Below are 20,514 nucleotides of genomic sequence, written 5' to 3' on the forward strand. Positions count from 1 at the left end.
TGATGAAAAAGGATCAGGTTCGTTTTTCCCAGCGTTTGCTAAGTGGCATGTTGAGTTTCCTGTTGGCTACCCAACCACTGCTCCCAGCGATGGCTGCCGCCATCACGCCTGAAGGCAATACGCAGATGGATAAAGCCGCCAATGGTGTTCCGGTGGTGAATATTGCCACGCCGAACCAGTCCGGGATTTCACACAATAAATATAACGACTACAACGTGGGAAAAGAGGGGCTGATCCTCAACAACGCGACCGGGCAATTTACCCAGACCCAGCTCGGCGGCATCATCCAGAATAACCCGAACCTGCAACCGGGAAAGGAAGCTTCAGGGATCATCAACGAAGTTACCGGCGCTAACCGTTCGCAGCTTCAGGGCTATACCGAAGTCGCGGGGAAAGCTGCCAACGTCATGGTTGCCAACCCCTATGGCATTACCTGTAATGGTTGTGGATTTATCAACACGCCTAACGCCACGCTGACCACCGGTAAACCCGTGTTGGATGCCAACGGCAACCTACAGTCGCTGGATGTAAGCAAGGGCAGCATTACCATAGAAGGTAAGGGGCTGGATGGTAGTCAGAGCGATGCGGTGTCGATTATTGCCCGTGCCACGGAAATTAATGCTGCGCTGCACGCCAAGGATCTGACGGTTATCGCCGGCGCGAATCGCGTGGCGGCGAATGGCCAGGTGAGCCCGCTGAATGGCGAAGGGGAAGCACCGAAAATTGCGGTAGACACCGGTGCGTTAGGCGGCATGTATGCTAATCGAATTCATCTGGTCTCCAGCGAGAAAGGGCTGGGGGTCAACCTCGGGAATCTGAATGCCCGTCAGGGTGATATCACCCTCAATGCTAACGGGAAATTAACGATCGGCAACAGTCTGGCAAATGGTGGTCTATCCGCCAGTGGCGAAGGCGTCACGTTGACCGGCAGTCATAAGACCGGAAGCGGGATGGTCATCAACAGCACCGGGGCGTTAGCGTTACAGAATGCAAATCTCTCCAGCGGCGCAGGCGTGCAACTGGGCAGCGATGGCAAGGTGACGATCGAGGGGGGCGGGGTTGCTGCAGCTGGCGAGTTGCAGGTGGCTGCTAAACAGGATGTAGCCATTGCGGCAACCACTTTGGTTAGCCAGAAAAACACCTCACTGCGCAGTGACGGTTCGCTGAAAATCACCGACGGCAGCCTGACCAGTAAAGAAAAAATGCATGTTACGGGTACTAATGGGCTGGCGCTGACCCGTTCCACGCTGGGGAGTGATACTGATGTCAGCCTTAACAGTCAAGGCGAACTGTCGGCGCAGGGGGGATTGCTCTCAGCAGGTAACGGATTAACGCTGAAGGCACAGCGCATAGCTCTGAATAACGCCAGTCGTGCCGATGCGAAGGGCGCATTAAGCCTGACCGGTAGCGACATGAACAACCAGGGACAGGTCAATGCGGGAGGCGCGTTGTCCCTTTCTGGTGGGCACCTCGTTAATGGTGGTCAACTGGCTGCAAATGGCAGTCTTGATGTTTCTGTCAGCAGCCTTAACAACGCAGGTCTGATGCAGGGTAACAGCGTATCGGTCAACGGCGGGGCGCTGGATAATATGGGTACGCTGGCGAGCGGCGGCCAGCTTTCAGTACAAACGGTAGCGTTGAACCAGCAGGGGATCCTGAGCGCGAAAAACGATGCGGATATCCGGGCTGATGCCACGCTGAGTAATGGTGGGAAGTTGCTCTCTGATGGCACATTAACGGTGCAGGCCGCGACAGTTGAACAACATGGCGTCCTCTCTGGCAACCAGGGAGTAACGGTCAATGCTGAAAACCTCACCGCCGCGAAAGATTCGCTGATCGCCGGGCAACAGGACATACAGTTAAACGTTACGCAAAATCTTAACCTGAATGGTCAGGTTAATGCCGCTGGTGCGCTTAATGTCGGCGCAAAGCAGTTGACTACTGGCAAAGACGGTCATTTGCAGAGCGGTCTGGACCTTGCGATTACGGGCAACAACGTGACGCTGAACGGCGTACAGGCGGCAAAAGGTTCGTTGGATGTGACGGCTGACAGGCTCAGTCATGGCGGGAAATCCACTGGGGAACGCGTCGGTTTCAGCGCGCAGCAGTCAGTTGATAACCATGGAGAGCTGCTGGCCGATACTCTGGCGCTCAGTGGGACAACGCTGACCCATAGCGGTAGCGCCAGCGCCGAACGCATCTCGATTATTGCATCTGATGGACTCGCCAGCAGCGGCTCTCTGATCGCCGACACGTTAACTCTCCAGAGTCAGCATGTCGTGAACAGCGGTCTGATGCAGGGCAACACCGCGCTGAACCTGCATACCGACAGACTGGAAAACCTCAGCGGCGGCTCACTCTACAGCAAAGCATCTCTAGCGCTGGATATACCGTATCTGGCTAACCATGGGTTGATTACAACCGACGGTTCATTGCACCTCAACGGTCGCCAGTTGGTTAACGGCGGAGAAATTAACGGCGTTAATCTGCAAAGTGAATATGCGACGATAAAAAACGAAGCCGCGGGACGCCTGCTGGCTGACACGTCATTATCTGTTCACGGACAGCAGACAGATAACCTCGGACTCATGGCCGCCGATACGCTCGCACTGAACAGTCAGGACGTGAATAACGACGGTAATGTGTTGTCGGTGGGTGAATTAAGTCTTAAGAATCAGACTCTCCACAACACTGGCTTGCTGCAGGGCGGTACGCTGAATCTGGAAGCAAATACGTGGCAAAATAGCGGTAATGCGTTGGGAGAAACGGGGGTAACGGCAACAGTACACGACGCGTTCACTAACCAGGGAAAAGTACTCAGTCAACAAGGTATGACCGTGCATGCCGCCAGCGTGAATAACAGCGGAATGCTGGCAGCGAAGGTGCTGGCATTACACGGCGATCTCAGCAACAGTGGGATCCTGCAGGGGAATCAGGCGCTCGCCTGGGATGGGAATCGCTTTACAAACCTTGCTGGTGGGCAGGTGACCAGCGGTGAAGATCTACAGCTCAGCGGAAAGCGTTTTGAAAATGATGGCCAACTAGAGGGCCGTACCGCGGCGATTAGACTGGATAACCTGCGCAATAGCGGCAGCGTTCAGGCACTGGACAGTCTGAAGATTAAGGCTAACGGGCGACTGGATAATCAGGGATCGCTGCGCAGTCTCAACCTGTTTGAGTTGGCTGCGGCACAGTTGTTTAACGACGAAATGATTGCTGCAAAATCCCTGAGCATTTCCGCACCGGAGCTGGTGAATAACGGCATTGTGCAGGGTAATTCGGCGCTACAACTCACCACCCGCAATATGTTCAATGGTCAGCAGGGACAACTGGTTAGCGGCGCGGGTTTGGATTTAGGCCTAGACACGCTGGAAAACCACGGTCTGCTGCTGACAAATACCGACTTCACACTGCGCGGCAGCAAATTAATTAACGCAGGTGATATTCAGGCCGATTCCCTGAACCTGACGCTGGCGAACTCGGTTGAAAACCAGGGGAGTATGGTGGCGAAACAGGGGGCGTCGATGAATACTGCATCCCTGGATAACCGCGGTACGCTGGCGGCGAAAAGTGTCACTCTGGATGGAAAATCAATCCGTAACAGCGGTCTGGTACAGAGCAACGACAATACCTCGGTTTCTGCGAATACCTTCATCACGGATACCGCAGGTAAATGGCTGGCCGGTAATGCGCTGCTGGTGCATTCCGGTGCGATGGAAAACGCCGGCGTACTGCAAGGCGATACCCTGACATTCACTGCCGACTCGCTGAATAACAGCGGCGTGTTTAACGGTTTGCATGGCCTGGAAGGCAAGCTGTCCGGGCGACTTACCAACCCCGGACACATTCAAAGTGGCGGCGCACTGACGCTTACGGCTGATGATATCAACAGCGCCGGGCGTATTACCGGTGACAGGCTGACACTTGCAGCCTCGACGTTAAACAATACAGGCCTGTGGCAGGGGACGAATGGGCTTACGCTGGCTGGCGATGTGCTCACGACGGGCATTACGTCCCGTACGCTGAGCGGCGGCGCGTTGAGCGTCAATGCCGGCACTATCACGACGCAGGGAACGCTGCAGGGGCAGCAACTTACGCTGACCGCAGATGACTGGCTGCACAAAGGATCGCTGATAAGCCTGGGTAATCTGACGGCTGATGTAAACAACGGCCTTACTACATCAGGCGAAGTGATGAGTCATGGCGGAATGTCACTGACCGCGCAGCAGCTTGATAACAGCGGCAAGCTGCTCAGCGAAAGCGACGTAACGCTAGACGGCGTGCAGCTTAATAACAGTGGCACGGTACAGGGAAATACCCTGACCCTGCAGCAAAACCGGATCCACAATCAGGGTACGCTGACCGGTCTGCAAAGCCTGACGCTAGAGGCTCGTCAGCGTCTGATGGCGCGCATGGCGATGGCTTCACCGCAACAGAAATTGATTAACGCAGCAGGTGGTTCACTGCTGACGCAGGGGACGCTGAAACTCTCTTCTGGCGAGGTGACGAATAACGGCGTGTGGCAAGGGCAGTCTGTTCTGCTCAATGCGCAAACGCTGACAAACAACGGGGCAATACAAAGCGCCGACGCTCTGCAGCTTACGCTCGCAAATAACCTGACGTCTGCGGCGGGCAGCAAAATTACTGCCCTTGGTAACGCGACGCTACAGGCGCTTTCTCTGGCTAACGCCGGGCAATGGACGGCGAAAAATCTTACGCTGAAGGGGACAACCCTTGATAACAGTGCGGCGATTAGCGGCGTAAATGCGTTTACGCTTGCCATGAACGGCGCGGTCAGGCAGCAGAAAGCGGGCAGTATGCTGAGCGGGGGCGCGTTGGATCTGACTGCGGCGTCAGTCACCAATGAGGGCAAAATTCAGGGGGCGACGCTGGGCATGACGACCGGCGCATTGACCAACAGCGGACGACTGCAAGGGGATAATGGCGCAACGCTGTCGCTGAGCGGTGATTTGATAAACCAGGCTTCCGGGGAGATTGTCAGCCGCCAGGGGCTGACGCTTTCTACGCCAGTGCTGTCCAACTACGGTTTAATGCAGGGCGGTGGAGAGACCCATCTTAACGCCACAACTCGCGCACTCAATGACGGCAAACTGCTTTCTGGCGCGGGAATGAAGCTGACCACGCCGCAGTATTCCGGCGCAGGCTGGTTACAGGCGGCAAACCTCATTCTGAATGCAGCAACGGCCACCAATAGCGGGAACTGGCTGGCTGACAGCGCCACGCTTGCAGGGACCAGTTTTACCAACCTGGGAACCGCGCAGGCCGGTCAACTGGCGGTGAAATACACGCAACTAACAAATAACGGTACGCTGTTGGGCACCTCGCAACTGAGTGTTAATGCCAGCCAGATTAATCAGAATGCGGCAGGGAAACTGTTCAGCGGCGGCGATCTGTCCGTTGAAAGTCACGGGCTGGGTACGTTGGGGCAGGTGGTTGCGCTGGGTAATCTGACGCTGAAACTGGTGAATGACTTTACTGTGCAAAGCGCTTTTGCCGCGGGTAAAACGCTGACCATTACCAGTGATGGCGCTATCGACAACCGTAGCGTGCTTCAGGGGCAATCGCTCAACCTGACGGCGGGCGGACAGCTCAGCAATAATGGACAAATCACCACTGGCAACGGCGCCAGTTATCTCAGCGGCGACAGCGTAGCGCTCAATACCGCCGGAACGTTACAGGGCGGCGGCGATATTACGCTGACCAGTCGCGGTAATGTTTCAGTCTCTGGTTTCACCGGAACGCGTGGCTCTCTGACGCTCAATGCACCGGGTGCCATCGTCAATACGGCGCTGTTGTACGCGGCAAATAATCTGGCGCTATATGCTAACACCATTACCAACCAGCGCGGCGATATCCTCGCGGGAAACAATCTGTGGATGCAGCGAGATGCGGCGGGAAATGCCAACAGTGAAGTGGTCAACACCTCCGGTAATATCGAAACCCAGAACGGTGATATCACCATCAAAACCGGGCATCTGCTGAATCAGCGGGATGGGCTGGTGGTAAGTAACGGCAAAATTGAAGATCTAACACAACAGTATGCCTGGCTGAATGAGAGTTTTGCAGATATTCCTCTTTCTGAGCTAAAACTGGGAACTGACTATGGTTACATTGTTAACCGATCCTGCAGCGGTGGAGGGAGTCCGGGGCACGGCGCGAGTCCTGATTGTTACGACATAGCTGTTCCTAAGGCGATGAAAAACAGTCCGACGAAGGAGATTGCAGTCTCACGCGCAACCCTTTCTGTCTCTGCCAGCGGTGGGGCCGGGCGCATCAGTTCATCTCGTGGAATGGTCCTTCAGGCGGGACATCTGGAAAATAATGCCAGTACGTTGCTGGCTGGCGGGGACATGCACCTTTCGGGTACAACCCTGCAAAATCAGTCTTGGACAGACGGTACAGTTACCCGATATCGGACGTATGCTGCTGACCAGCAAGGTAATAAATGGGAAACGCCTGCTGCGTCAGTAAAAGCTGATAGCTATAGAAAGACTCCAATTCATTACATCGCACAAGGGAAGGACCGAGAAGAAGCTTCGGGTGCAACGATTTATCGCTCAGTAATCCAGTCGGGCGGAAAAATTCAGGCAGTTTTTTCACAAGATATTAGCAATACCAGTACCACTCCTAATACGGGGGGAGTGATAAATACCATCGTTACCCCTACCCTCAACACCCTCAGCAACCAAACCATCAGTAATGGGGTGCAAAAGCAGGCGCTGGCAAGCAATGACACGGTAAGTGTCAGCTCTCCACAGTGGAACGATCGACTGCATGACGTATTGCAGAAGATTAACGGCGGCGGCGCGCTGGAAAGCAGCGGCGTATCAGACGCTACGCTCAACCCTGTTTCTACCACGCAGAAAGGTAACGCCAGTCTCGGTCAACTCAATGGCCTGATTAACCCAGGCGAGAAGGGCGTGAATGCCGCCGGTATAAATCAGGGCAAAACGGTGGATACCAGCGCTTATCCGTTGCCTTCCGGAAAGAACGGGTATTTCGTCGTCTCCGACGATCCGAAAAGCCCGTATCTGATCAACGTTAACCCGGAACTGAATGGTCTTGGTCAGCTCGATCCCAGCCTGTTTGGTGATTTGAATGCAATGCTGGGTATCAAACCTGGCGAAGCGCCGCGTGAAACCAATATTGCGTATACCGATCAAAACCAGTTCCTGGGATCGGCCTATATGCTCGATCGTCTCAAACTCAACCCTGAATATGACTACCGTTTCCTCGGTGATGCGGCGTTCGATACCCGCTATGTTAGTAACGCCATGCTGAATAAGACGGGAAGTCGATACATCAACGGCATTGGTTCTGACCTTGACCAGATGCGTTATCTGATGGATAGCGCTGCAAGCACTCAGCAGTCGCTGGGACTGAAATTTGGGGTGGCACTGACGGCAGATCAGATAGCGTCCCTTGAGCACAGCATGCTGTGGTGGGAAGCCGCCACCATCAACGGTGAGACGGTAATGATACCGAAGCTGTATCTCTCGCCGAAAGATATCACCGTGAACAACGGTAGCGTCATTGCCGGGAATAATGTTCAGCTTACCAGCGGGAATATCACCAACTCCGGCAGTACGCTGTTGGCGAGAAACGACCTCACTCTCGACAGCCAAAACAGTATTAACAACCTTAACAATGGTCTGATGCAGGCCGGGGGCAACCTCGACCTGAGCGCGATTGGTGATATCAATAACGTCAGCTCCGCCATCAGCGGAAAAACGGTGGCGCTGGAAAGCCTGGGCGGCAACATCAATAATCTGACGCTGGCAGAACAGATTGATGTGAGTGCCAGGGACAAATACCGCAATGTGAGCTTTAAAGATACTCTGCTGGGGTCTACGGCATCGATAACCGCGCAGGACGGATTGTCGCTCTCGGCAGGCAAAGATATCACTGTTACTGGCGCGAATCTCTCTGCAGGCGGCTCATTGCTGATGGATGCGTGGGGGGATATTGCGGTAAATGCCAACCAGATTAACGATGCCCGGAGTCACTCCGGACGCTGGATAACTGAGACTGGTCGGTCGTCAGTGGACTGGCAGGGTAACGCCATCAGCGCGGGCGGTAACCTCGGTATCAATGCCGGGAATAACCTCAATATCACCGCCAGCGATGTTAAAGCGGGAGGGAATGCTCAGCTAACAGCGGGTAACGATCTCAATCTGAATGCGGCTACCACTCAGCAAAGTAGCCGTAACGGGGGCAGTGAATCGCACAGCACCGGGCTTTCCCGTACTACCGTTTCAGCGGGTGACAATCTGGTGTTGAAAGCGGGTCAGGATATTAATTCCCATGCGGCTGGGCTGGCTGCGGAGAATGATGTCGGTCTGCTGGCCGGGCGAGATGTCAACCTGCTGGCTGAAGCAACGACCGACGGCGACAGCTATCGTGCGAAGAAGAAAACCGTGGTCAATGACGCCGTACGCCAGCAGGGAACGGAAATTGCCAGCGGCGGCGACGCCGTCATTATTGCCGGGCGTGATGTAAACGCACAGGCAGCAGATGTTACGGCACAGGCCGATATCGGCGTAACGGCAGGCCGGGATGTGAATCTCACGACCGCCACAGAGAGCGATTATCACTACCAGGAAACCACGAAAACCAAAAAAGGATTCCTTAGTAAAAAGACTACCCATACGATTGAAGAAGACAGCGCTACGCGGGAAAAAGGCGCGCTGCTGAGTGGGAACAATGTAACTGTCACCGCCGGGAATAACATTTTGGTACAGGGCTCAGCCGTTGCCGGTGACGGCAATGTGGCGCTGGGGGCTGGCAACAATGTGGATATTGTTGCCGCCACCAATACCGATACCTCATGGCGCTTTAAAGAGACTAAAAAGAGCGGCCTGATGGGGTCAGGCGGGATCGGCTTCACCATCGGTAGCAGCAAAACCACGCACGATCTGCGCGAAAAAGGCACCACCCAAAGCGAGAGCTTCAGTACTGTCGGCTCAACGGCGGGCAACGTCAGTATCACCGCAGGCCAGCAGGCACATATCGGCGGCGCGGATATCATCGCCCAGAAAGATATTGCTGTTCGCGGCGACAGCGTACTTATTGAACCGGGTCATGACAAACGCACACGTGATGAGAAGTTTGAGCAGAAAACCAGCGGACTGACGGTGGCGCTGTCGGGGGCTGCGGGCAGTGCGGTGAACAGCGCGGTTTCAGCAGCACAGGGAGCAAAACAAAGCAGCGATTCCCGACTAGCGGCACTGCAGGGTACGCAGGCAGTTCTCTCCGGAGTACAGGCCGGGCAGGCTGTGGCTCTGGATCAGGCGAAAGGGACCGCTAAAGACAATACCAATACGATAGGTGTCAGTGCTTCTCTGGGCTCACAGTCCTCAAAATCGACCTCCCACAGTGAGCAGGATTCAACGACGGGAAGTACTCTGAACGCAGGCAACAGCGTCAATATCACGTCCACAGGAAGCGATATTACTATTGCAGGCAGTGAAGTGAAGGCCGGTAAGGATGTGGTGCTGGATGCCACACGTGACGTGAATCTTATCGCTTCGCAGGATACGCAACTGACGACCGGTAAAAACAGCAGCAGCGGTGGCAGTATTGGCGTGGGTATCGGTGTGGGTTCCGGTGGCGCGGGGATCAGCGTCTCGGCGAACGCCAACAGCAGTAAAGGGCGTGAGAAAGGCAACGGCACCTGGCAGAATGAAACCACGGTGGATGCGGGTAATCAGGTCACGATAAACAGCGGGCGGGACACTACGCTTGCTGGTGCGCAGGTCAACGGCAATCAAGTGACGGCAGATGTAGGCCGCGATCTGACGATTACCAGTACGCAGGACAGCGACCACTACGATAGCAAACAGAACAGCGTGAGCGGAGGAGTGGGATATACCTTCGGCGCGGGGACGGCTTCTGCGAGTATCAATGCCAGCCGCGACAGGATGAAGAGCGACTATGACTCGGTGCAGGAGCAGAGCGGGATATTCGCGGCAGACGGTGGCTTTGATATCACCGTGGGCAAGCACACCCAACTGGATGGCGCGGTCATTGCTTCTACCGGTTCAGCGGATAAAAACAGTCTGGATACGGGCACGCTGGGCTTTGGCGATATCCACAATCAGGCAGATTACAAAGTGGAGCACCAGGGGGGAGGGATCAGTACGGGAGGCAGTATTGGTCAACAGTTCGCGGGTAATCTGGCGAACGCCCTGATTGCCGGAGGTGGCAGCAGCGGGCATGCGGAAGGAACAACGCAGGCGGCGGTGAGTGAGGGGACGTTAACTGTTCGCGACACGGAAAACCAGAGGCAGGATGTCGCCGGTCTGAGCCGGGATGTGGAGCATGCAAACGGCAGCATCAGTCCTATTTTTGACAAGGAAAAAGAGCAGAGACGTCTGCAAGAAGTGCAACTGATAGCCCAGATAGGTAACCAGGCGGCGGATATCGCGCGGACGCAAGGTGAGATAAATGGCCTGAACGCGGGTAAAAAAGCACTGGCAAAGGAAGGCATTCCTGAGCCGGATGTGAACGCCAGTGATGAAGAAAAAGCAAGATACCAGACGCAACTACGGAACTCAGCGGCATATAAAACCGAGCAGACGAAATACGGTACGGGCAGTGACGTGCAGCGGGGTATTCAGGCTGCAGTAGGCGCTCTGCAAGGGCTGGCTGGCGGTAATATTGGCGCGGCGCTGGCGGGGGCCTCGGCACCGGAGCTTGCCAATATCATAGGCCATAAGGCGGGCCTCAGCGAGGATGATATCGCGGCTAAAGCCATCGCGCATGCGATACTGGGTGGTGCTGCGGCGGCTATGCAGGGGAACAATGTAGCAGCCGGAGCGGCTGGCGCAGCGGTAGGAGAGCTTGCTGCTAATGCGATACTGAAAACGATGTATCCGGGCAAGCGCGTCAGTGAGCTGGATGAAAGTGACAGGCAGTTAGTCAGTAATCTTGCGACTATTGCATCCGGGCTGGCAGGTAATCTGGCCGGGGGGGATTCGAAAAGCACGACAACAGGGGCGCAGTCTGGTAAAAATTCAGTTGAGAATAATTTACTCGGTGGTAGTGAAGATGCTCAGGCTGCATGGATACGTCAGCATGGGCTCGATATGGCGAGCTGTTCTGATAATCCTGATGGAGCCGCATGCCATAAGGCTAAAAATGAACGGGATGCGGTAGGACTTGCTCTGGCAACAGGTACAGTGGCTCTGCTTCCTGGTGGTGCTCAGGCTATGTGGGGACTGGGAGCAAGTGCGAATGCCGGTATCAGTTATCTGGCTGATGGTACTATAGACCCTGCAAACGCAGCCATTGCTGGTTGGGTGAATGTATTCAGTATGGGGAATGGCCTGGCAGGTACAGTCGGCTGGAATGCCGCAGGTGGTGCGCTGGGTAACTGGATTGACAACAAAGACCCGCTGTCGGGGGCGCTAATCAATGGGGCCGGTTCGGGTATTGGCTATGGCATCGGTAAAGGGGTCTCATGGGGCGTTAATTCTGGTGTTAACTGGTGGAAAGGTGGTTGGGATCCTAAGTTTAATCCTGCTCTGAGACAGTTTACTGAAGTGAAAGGAGAGCTTGGGCTTTCAAAAGAAATGACACCTAGCTATTTTCCAGGTATAGCTGGCGATATCGGTGGTAGCGTGGGATCTGAACTTAGCGGGAAGTATATAGAGCAGAAATCCTCTCAGGAGGATCGCAAAAAATGAGAAAGCAAAATAAGTTTCTGCACCTGCCTCTTTTTATCGCATTAAGTATTGTGTCCATTTTTTTGACATCAATTACTTTATACGTAGCAGGGGAGTTGTTGTTCTTCTTTTTCAAAGGGATACCAATTAATTTCACTATGGAAAATATATTGCTACTCTGTAAGATTAGTCTCAGTGTCGGAAGCTTTGTCGGTGGTGGGATGTGGATAGCTCGGTTATTGAAATTAAAAGGATTCTAAGTTGTTGTTGAGAATAACTTCTTCAGCGTATCGGATAAGACAGAGCTTGAAATAGCTAAACAGAAGCTCAACAGCAAAGATCAGGCTGTACGTGAAAAAGCGCAGCAAACCATTAATGATCTGCGCGAAAAAGACATCACCAGCGATCAGAAGGTCATCAGTGCCTGCGGCAATGGCAATGCAGCCAGTTCAGCCTGCGCCGCTGCCAGGCTGGATGTGATTAAAGCAAGAGGAGAGTACGAAAATACCGGGAACTATAATTCAAAGGCCAGCCAGCAGTACGCAGATGCTTATGGTCAGATAGTTAACCTGCTCGATATCACCGGTGTTGATGCGCAAAATCAGCAGCAGGTGAAGGATGCGATGGTGAACTATGCCGTAGTGCAGTTTGGGGTCGATAAGGCGACGGCAGAGGCATACGTTGAAACTTATGATGGAATGAAGGTTGTAGCGGCTTCGATGGCACCAGTCATAGGTGCTGCGGCGGCCAGTAAGATAGAAGTTCTGGCTGGTAAACAACGCTTGTCTAATAGTTTCGAGGTTAGCTCACACCCAGATGCAAATGGGAAAAATCACATCACGGCTGTAAAAGGTGATGCTAAAATACCTGTCGATAAGATTGAACTATATATGCGTGGTAAAGCTTCTGGTGACCTTGAGTCTTTGCAAATAGAATATAATTCTTTAAAAGATGCAAAAATTAGCAGCCAAAAAGAATTTGCAAAAGATCCAAATAATGCTAAAAGGATGGAAGTGTTAGAAAAACAAATCCATAATATTGAGCGTTCTCAAGATATGGCTCGTGTATTAGAGCAAGCAGGTATAGTGAATACTGCCAGTAATAACAGCATGATAATGGATAAGTTATTGGACTCAGCTCAGGGGGCTACGTCTGCAAATAGAAAAACATCTGTTGTTGTATCAGGGCCTAACGGTAACGTAAGGGTTTATGCTACATGGACAATATTACCTGATGGCACGAAAAGACTTTCAACTGTTAATACGGGAGCATTCAAATGATAAATGTGAATAGTACCACAAAGGATATTGAAGGTTTAGAAAGTTACCTGGCTAATGGCTATGTAGAGGCTAACTCTTTTAACGACCCAGAGGATGATGCGTTAGAGTGTCTCAGTAATTTATTAGTTAAAGATTCGGGGTGCTGTCTGTCATTTTGTAAAAAAATACTTAATTCAAATAACATTGATGGTGTTTTCATTAAAGGTTCGGCGCTGAATTTCTTATTATTGTCAGAACAGTGGTCTTACGCATTTGAGTATTTGACAGGCAATGCGGATAATATAACTCTTGCAGAGCTTGAAAAGGCGCTTTTCTATTTTTACTGTGCAAAAAATGAGGCAGATCCTTATCCTGTACCAGAGGGTTTATTCAAAAAACTAATGAAAAGATATGAAGAACTGAAAAATGACCCTGATGCAAAATTTTATCATCTTCATGAAACGTACAATGATTTTTCAAAAGCTTACCCTCTGAATAATTAGAAGCTATCGCCCGTGTAATATTGTCTATGACTGCATGGAAGGATGATGGTCATAGTGTGTTGGGAGCTATTCTTTAACAGATTTGGGGGAAATGGTGTAACTGGCTGAAAGGGCGCGTCAGGGCAAAAAAGTTAGTGGGCTGGAAGTATAGCAGAGAAAACTATTTTTAAGTAACTGAAAATAAAGGGGAAGCTGTTATTGTTACGAGGGTGCGCACCGGAAAGAGTTGTTGTTGAGAATAATCTGCTCGGCGGTACTGAAAGCGGCCAGGAGAAGTTTGTTCAGGAGCATGGCAAGAATATCGCATCTTGCAGCACTGACCCAAGATCAGCGTCCTGCCAGAAAGGGCTGGCGATGAATGATGCCCTGATGGTGGCCCTTCCGGCGGGTCTTGGTGGTGGTTTACTGGCTGCGGCCACACCTGAAATCGCAGCGGCTGCTAAAGTAGCGATACAAGCGTGTGCAGGTAATGTAGTGCTGTGCCTGAATAATGCTGGTATCCAGATGTCAGAAGCGATAGTGCCAGGTGGTGTTGGAGCTGGCGGTGCTGTAGGTATCGGAAAAACTGCGGCAGAGGCGACTGCGGCTAAAGCTGAGACAGTGGCGGCTAATGCAGTGAGGAGTCTTCCGTCTGGTTTGGGGCCAAAAATTAATACAGGCAAATTTGGTCAACTTGATTTAGATGCAATTTCACAAACCGGTGCTAAAACAGATTCGGCCGTTAAAGCGGGAAATTTCACTGTTGCTGGTAGAGCATTGCAAAAACATGGCAGTCGTGAAGGGAGCGCTTTTCCTGTTGCCAAGGGCACACCGGCTCAGATGAATGAACAAGGGTAAAAAATATTGGATGGCATTGTTAAAACTCCAGGCGCGACGGTCAAAGAAGGTAACCGCTTTGGTGGTTTTGATGTTATAGCGCCTGACGGACGGGGAGCTCGCTTTGACCCTCAGGGTAATTTCCGTGGATTTTTGGAGCCTTAAGAATGACTCAGAAACATCAATTAAAAATTATTGTGGCTAGTGATGTTGATTATGAAAAATTAATAGCTGAAATCTACTGTGATGAAGAGTTTATCGCGCTTTTACAGCAAGAAGACGGTGAGAATAACATCAAAGTTGAGTTTTCACCGAATATTAGGGTGGTAGATTTTGATTGGCTTCAACAAGCATTGTTGGAAGCCAGAAGAGCCTTACTGAATAAGTAATTGCACAGCCCTGGTCGCTTCGGGAGCGTGTTTCTACAACCTAAAACCTCGCTCTTCACCCCGCTACTGTGCGGCGTTGGGAGGATTACGTAATGGGCTGAAAAAAGCGCGTCGGGGCAAAAAGTAACGGCCAGCGAAACGCCTCATCAAAAAACGGATGTAACTGACTGATAGGACAGGGAAAAATCGTGTTCGCCGTCAGACTGTACACCGGAGCGAGTTGTTGTTGAGAATAATTTACTGAGCAGTACCTCCTCGGAAAAACGTGATGCTTTGGCAGAGAAAGTCTTAAAAGGCGATAAATCCCTGCAAACCGCGAAAGAGTTTTTACAACTTGAGAATGCCGATAAACGTAGCGATGCACTGGTTGCTAAGTTCAATAAAGAACCAGCGGAGTTGAGCACGGCAGAGCGAACCGAGTTGGTAAGTTATTTGAAAATATATGCATCTGACATGCAGGCTAAATATGGTGAGGCAGTAACTAAAGAGCTGATCGCAGGAATGCTGACTGGGCAGGATTATATGAAGTCAGCGCCACAGACAGAGGCGCAGCAGAAAGCACAAACCATCATGAATACATGGGGTTATCATAAATTCAACGCCAGTATTGGAGACCCGGTATTGTTATTTGGCAGCAGTGTCCTTGGCACCACAATAAAAGAAAGTATGACGCTTAATGCGTCAATCGGTGTGGGCGTGAATACGGGCGTACAACTTAGCGGGAATGATCCTTTCAGCTATGTTGATGCAATTCTCGCCGGTGTGACAGCTGCCGCGACTACAGGTAAAAGTTGGCAGGCATCAGCAGCGATCAATATGGGAGGTGCTGCGATTGGCAGTGCGATTAAAGGGGAAGATCCGACTAACTCTGTGATAAGTACTGGCTTTGGTAGTGCGGCTGGTAGTTTAGGGGGAAAAGTTGTTGATTCATTGTCTCCGGTAACTGATCAAGTGACAAAGGATGTTATTGGTGCAGTTACAGGTTCTACTGCTTCCGAACTTACAGGAAAAGCTGTAAAAGATGAATTAGACAAGCGGGAGAAGAAGCAATGAATCTCTTCAGCAAGGTTGGTACCCTTTGGCTTCTTTTCTTGGTTGTGTACTGTACTGCCTTAATCTCTGTTGTTCTTTTCATATGCCAACTAGGAGTGTCAACAATTTTCTACTTCAAGGATGGGGCATTCCTTTTTTCATGGGAAGAGGCATTATATATCGCATTGAAAAAAGGGAGCATCGCAGGAGTAGTATTAGGTGCTGGAGTATGGTTGAAAAATAAATTGCATGAGCGTCATAGGAAATAATAGTTGTTGAGAATAACTCGCTCAGTGGTGACCGGGCCCGCGAAGCGGCGAAACAGGCCGCTGAATCCCTGAAAAATCAGGTCAGGGAAAAACTGGGTGACGGTACAACCTCTTCCATCGCGAACGGTGTTATCAATGTCCTCGCTGATACCGGTGATGCAGCACTAGGTTCAGCGGATTATGCTGCTGATGCGGCCATGGCGCTGGCAGCCTGTGCTGCGGGTGATAGTTACTGCATCAATGCCATGAGTGATCTGGACGGGGAGAATCAGGCGCTGACAGACAGCGTTACTGCGCTGATGAAGAGTGAAACCTGGTCGGCGATAGCGGATACAGTTAAAGACGCTTCAACAGGGAACCAGGTTGCGCTTGAAGCGACAGGTGGTTTGCTGGCTGGCATTATATTGCCAGGTAAGATAGTACCTGGCTCAGTAACTCGAATTGAAACAATATTAAAGTCTGAGAAAAACTGGGAAAATGCTCGAAATAAGGCGCTAAATATTGTAGGTAATTTAGGTGCTGACTCTACACCTGTAATTGGGTGGTTAGAAGCAAGCGTAGGGAATGGAAAAATAATTGGACGCCAATCGAAGGGATGGACTCGCGGTCTGGCCGCCATCCTGGAGGGGGGAGTGGCGGCGAGGATAAATGCTCGATGGCGCTTCGCTTAGCAGGCCAGCAGGGGAATCATTATTTTTTGCTGTTTAATCACCGGAATATCCCCTAAATCATTTAATGCTCCGGGAAAAGACTTAACTACTTTCCTTCGTTACTACACTATTTAACCTGTGGCTGTTATACCGAGCTGAATAAAAACGTCATTTAAATAAGAGTAGACTTATTAAATACGAAGCGAGTCCAGAAAATAGTGTTGATATATGCAACGTATTACAGCCAATAAAACAGATCGCGAACCATGAAATAAGAATGCTATCATTCACACCAGACGCGGCAGGCAACTGCTGGCACACGCATTTACCCCGGAGCACCCGATGAACAACGACATTCCGCTAAAATTTTATGATATCGCCGACGAATACGCGACTGAAGCTGCAAAGCCGGTGAGCGATACAGAACGCGACGCACTGGCACACTACTTCCAGCTGTTGATCACTCGTTTGATGAACAATGAAGAGATCAGCGAAGAAGCGCAGCAGGAGATGGCAACCGAGGCCGGAGTCGACGCACAACGTATTGATGATATCGCGGAGTTCCTCAATCGTTGGGGTAACGAGTAGCCAAAGACATGGCCTGTGTTTTACACTGCGCGCAAATTGAGTAGGTATACTCTACAAGTAATAGGTTTAATCAGGCGGAAACAGCAATGAACGGAACAATCACAACGTGGTTTAAAGATAAAGGCTTTGGATTTATCAAGGATGAAAACGGCGACAACCGCTATTTTCATGTGATTAAGGTTGCTAATCCTGAGCTGATCAAGAAAGACGCGGCGGTGACCTTTGAGCCTACCACCAACAACAAAGGCTTATCTGCCTACGCGGTAAAAGTCATACCCGACAGCAAATACATCTATATCGCCGGCGAGCGTCTGAAGCTCACGGCGATCAAGTCTTACCTGGTCTACAGCGAAGAAGTCCCTGCTGAGACTCGTATCGACAAAGAAAATGCGGTGCTGTCCGTTGGTGTGCTGATGAACAGCATCCGACCGAAATCAGACGTGAAGCCTGGCGAAATGCGCACGCTGAAAAAGCTGGCCATCACCACCTTCCAGGGCACGACGCTGATCTTCTCGGAAGATGAAATCGATATCGACGAGACGGTGAAACTGCTTAAGGTCTGAAGCCCTTCAGAGTGAATGAAAACCGAAATCCTGCTCTTTTTTGAAGCGGGGTTTCGGTTTAGTACTGTGTGAATGGGGTGAATTGAGAATAGCTTTCTTTGACAACTCGAATCCCACTTGCAGCAGTATAAGAATTCTTTTGATTATATTGAATTGTTTTGTAAGTATTCCAGATGATACAGTTATCCCGACAGTGACAAAGCCGAAGTCTGATGCTTACCTCATTATGAGGACATAAATATCTGTCGGAGTTGGTCACTTCGTAATGAGTTTATATGAATTTTTCGGGCGAAAGATGAAAATATATAAAATAGCGATCATTGTAGCAGGTTTGTTTATTTTGCAGGGTTGTGATAGTCAGGAAACGAAAGTTAAAAAGTTACTAAAGTGTGGTTTGGCAGTTAATGAGGTAGGTAATTCCCTGGCACAAGAAAATTACAAAAAAAATGGTGTCACTGCTATATTTGGACGCTCACCACCACATATTAGCTCTTATGACATGATGAGAATAGGTCAGGATGCCAGAGATGAGTTATGGATGAATGGCCGAAACCGTAGAGGAGAGGCCCAAAAAATAATTGAAGAGTATGAAGAGAGCTACTGTGTTGACATACACCAGGTTCCGGATGATGAAAATATTAAAAAATTAAAATTGATGTTGCGCATATGAAAAGCAGAAGGAGCGACTGTTGACGCTTCTCTTTATTGATATGACTCTGGCTTCGTAATTAGGGATAGGAACTCTTGTTCGCTGACCATAGTTCTATTATTGAGAATATCCTGGCCTCTTTACAAGAGACCAGGGTCAGCATCTGGCTACTTAAGCTTGCCTCTCAATCCTTCATAGACATCGAGTGCTTTCTGTACATTTGCCTCGTTTATCGATATCTCAGAGAAGTCGATAAACCAGGTACCGGAGCTGTGTTTATTAATGACAAAAAGTTTGTTGCCCTGAACAAAACGATACTCAACGTCGTATTCCTTGTTAAACGTTGAGCCAGCATCTGGGATGGTGAACGTTGTTGTTACACTCGAATTTTGTGGATCCCATTTTAAGAAGTTTGAATAAAGTGCGATCCAGTTATCAAGATTGCTTTTCGTGACATAGCCGAACTGATTAACGACATTCCCGCCGTTATAGATAACTATCATCGCATAATCGCCATCGTCGTCGAGGCGTAAAGTCCCATGAAAAGCATCATTATATTTAGGGGCTTTCGGCAACTGGATATCGATGCCCGTTTTGTACTGCGTCCAGGGGTAGTAAAAGGCTGGTTTGCCTGGTGTGGAGCATCCTGTTAAAAACATAATTAATAGTAATCCAAGTACTTTCTTCATTATCTATCCTGTTTCTTAATTATGATGAGACCGTCGGATTTACCACGTCATCCATCAGTATGTAACGTGCTTCCTGGCGCGTGTATTGATCGATTAACGGCACAAGTCGCCGGAAATGCTCACTGGCACAATGTTCATCGAGAGCCGCGTGGTTTGGCCATTCTTCGATAAAAATAAAATGCCCCGGATCTTTTTCATCAATATAGAGGTCATAAGCAATGCATTGCGGCTCTTTCTTCGTCGCCGATATTAGCTCACGGTACCAAGGGAGAACGGTTTCAATATACTCAGGTTTGATGAAATCTTCGGCAATGACCTTTAACATGCAGCCTCCTGGCAGAAAACGAATGCACACTATGTGATGAAGATATATTTAGGGCAAGACGCCACAGTGTTATATCGGTCGGTGAGTGAGTTATCTCAGCTATTAATCCGATGATCCGCTTAACTGTGATCCATCTCACCTCCCGGCAACCAAAATCTCCTGCGACTCAACGCCGTCCTCTATCTGTTTCGCCACCTTTTGTAAGGCCGGAAGATGTTTTTCCGCGGCCTGTTCGATGGTCATGGCGCTGGCCATATACACCAGATTCAGGCAGCCGATCACCCGCTGTTCACTGCGAATGGGGACGGCGATAGAGGCGATTTTCTCCTCCTGATCCCAACCGCGAAAGTTCTGGCCAAAACCGTCTTTTCGCGCACGGCTCAAAATGGCGTCGAGCTTCAGCGGTTCGCGCGCCAACTGGAACTCATCTCCCGGTCGTGAAGCCAGCATTTCAATCAGTTCCTGACGTTCATTCTCCGGGCTAAATGCCAGCCAGGTCAGGCCGGATGCGGTTTTCAGCAGCGGCAAACGACGCCCGACCATCGCCCGATGAAACGACAGGCGGCTGAAGCGATGGGTGGTTTCACGCACCACCATCGCGTCCACATCCAGCGTGGAAACGTCGGTCGGCCAGATGACCTCGCGCAGCAAATCCCCCAACAGCGGGGCGGCGAGCGCAGAAATCCACTGCTCGTCACGAAATCCCTCACTGAGCTGACGGACCTTAATGGTTAAGCGAAAGCTGTCATCGGACAGACTGCGCCGGACGTAACCCTCATCCTGCAGGGTTTCCAGTAGTCGCCTGACCGTGGTGCGGTGCAGGCCGCTCAGCTCTGCCAGCAGGCCAACGCTGGCCCCGCCGTCGAGACGATTTAACATATTTAATAACATTAGTCCGCGCGTTAACCCGCGCACGGTTTTGTATTCGGTACTGTCGTCACTTTTCATATTTATTGACAAATCTACAGTTAAAACAACGTTGTGCACTTAGTGCACACCCAAGCATGTTTTGATTGTAGCGCAAAAACTCACTTCTATACTGACCGCACAATAAAAAATTATTCACATTCTTTTAACAAAAAACAATTGCGCCTC

The 20,514-nt window shown here is 50.8% G+C and carries 12 protein-coding genes and 2 pseudogenes; 11 read left to right on the top strand and 3 right to left on the bottom strand.

Going from position 1 to position 20,514, the window contains the following annotated elements; all coding sequences use genetic code 11:
• Positions 1 to 2: 2 nt before the first annotated feature.
• The 11 genes and pseudogenes from B9P82_RS15465 (at position 3) to B9P82_RS15520 (ending at position 18,426) form a co-directional block, all read left to right on the top strand.
• The gene (locus tag B9P82_RS15465; RefSeq protein ID WP_101700591.1) at positions 3 to 11,708 is read left to right on the top strand and encodes a hemagglutinin repeat-containing protein; all 11,706 of its coding nucleotides are present in this window, start codon (positions 3 to 5) and stop codon (positions 11,706 to 11,708) included.
• 290 nt (positions 11,709 to 11,998) lie between these two features.
• Positions 11,999 to 12,133 (top strand): annotated as a pseudogene (locus B9P82_RS29440) (DUF6862 domain-containing protein); the annotation flags it as partial.
• A 30-nt stretch (positions 12,134 to 12,163) separates the two neighbouring features.
• Positions 12,164 to 12,967: a hypothetical protein gene (locus B9P82_RS15475; protein WP_246842134.1), complete on the top strand. Its 804-nt coding sequence runs from the start codon at positions 12,164 to 12,166 to the stop codon at positions 12,965 to 12,967.
• Entirely contained in the window at positions 12,964 to 13,449 is a 486-nt protein-coding gene (locus B9P82_RS15480) for a hypothetical protein (RefSeq protein ID WP_101700592.1), read from the top strand. Before B9P82_RS15475 ends, B9P82_RS15480 begins: the two co-directional genes overlap by 4 nt.
• A gap of 354 nt (positions 13,450 to 13,803) precedes the next feature.
• Positions 13,804 to 14,286, top strand: coding sequence for a hypothetical protein (locus tag B9P82_RS29015; RefSeq protein ID WP_230852491.1), 483 nt, complete (start codon positions 13,804 to 13,806; stop codon positions 14,284 to 14,286).
• Positions 14,287 to 14,432: 146 nt separating this feature from the next.
• Positions 14,433 to 14,654: a hypothetical protein gene (locus B9P82_RS15490; RefSeq protein ID WP_101700593.1), complete on the top strand. Its 222-nt coding sequence runs from the start codon at positions 14,433 to 14,435 to the stop codon at positions 14,652 to 14,654.
• Positions 14,655 to 14,927: 273 nt separating this feature from the next.
• A complete protein-coding gene (locus B9P82_RS15495; RefSeq protein WP_101700594.1) occupies positions 14,928 to 15,707 on the top strand; it encodes a hypothetical protein in 780 nt (259 codons plus the stop codon).
• A 253-nt stretch (positions 15,708 to 15,960) separates the two neighbouring features.
• Positions 15,961 to 16,554 (top strand): annotated as a pseudogene (locus tag B9P82_RS15505) (hypothetical protein); the annotation flags it as partial.
• A 393-nt stretch (positions 16,555 to 16,947) separates the two neighbouring features.
• The gene (locus tag B9P82_RS15510) at positions 16,948 to 17,193 is read left to right on the top strand and encodes a YmjA family protein (protein WP_101700595.1); all 246 of its coding nucleotides are present in this window, start codon (positions 16,948 to 16,950) and stop codon (positions 17,191 to 17,193) included.
• An 86-nt stretch (positions 17,194 to 17,279) separates the two neighbouring features.
• Positions 17,280 to 17,756, top strand: a complete 477-nt coding sequence (locus tag B9P82_RS15515) for a cold-shock protein (RefSeq protein WP_016151966.1) — start codon at positions 17,280 to 17,282, stop codon at positions 17,754 to 17,756.
• A gap of 295 nt (positions 17,757 to 18,051) precedes the next feature.
• Positions 18,052 to 18,426 carry a hypothetical protein gene (locus tag B9P82_RS15520; RefSeq protein ID WP_202633421.1) on the top strand — a complete coding sequence of 125 codons (375 nt, stop codon included), beginning with the start codon at positions 18,052 to 18,054 and terminating at the stop codon, positions 18,424 to 18,426.
• A gap of 146 nt (positions 18,427 to 18,572) precedes the next feature.
• Here the strand turns inward: B9P82_RS15520 and B9P82_RS15525 are convergent, their stop codons facing one another.
• From B9P82_RS15525 to B9P82_RS15535, 3 genes are all read right to left on the bottom strand, one after another.
• Complete coding sequence (locus B9P82_RS15525; RefSeq protein WP_016151968.1) at positions 18,573 to 19,094, bottom strand: hypothetical protein; 522 nt, start codon at positions 19,092 to 19,094, stop codon at positions 18,573 to 18,575.
• A 19-nt stretch (positions 19,095 to 19,113) separates the two neighbouring features.
• Positions 19,114 to 19,419: a putative quinol monooxygenase gene (locus B9P82_RS15530; RefSeq protein WP_101700596.1), complete on the bottom strand. Its 306-nt coding sequence runs from the start codon at positions 19,417 to 19,419 to the stop codon at positions 19,114 to 19,116.
• Between the two features lie 135 nt (positions 19,420 to 19,554).
• Positions 19,555 to 20,367, bottom strand: a complete 813-nt coding sequence (locus B9P82_RS15535) for a DNA-binding transcriptional regulator (RefSeq protein ID WP_080860313.1) — start codon at positions 20,365 to 20,367, stop codon at positions 19,555 to 19,557.
• Between the last annotated feature and the right edge of the window lie 147 nt (positions 20,368 to 20,514).

This window comes from Citrobacter sp. L55, assembly GCF_002850715.1.
GTDB lineage: Bacteria > Pseudomonadota > Gammaproteobacteria > Enterobacterales > Enterobacteriaceae > Citrobacter > Citrobacter braakii.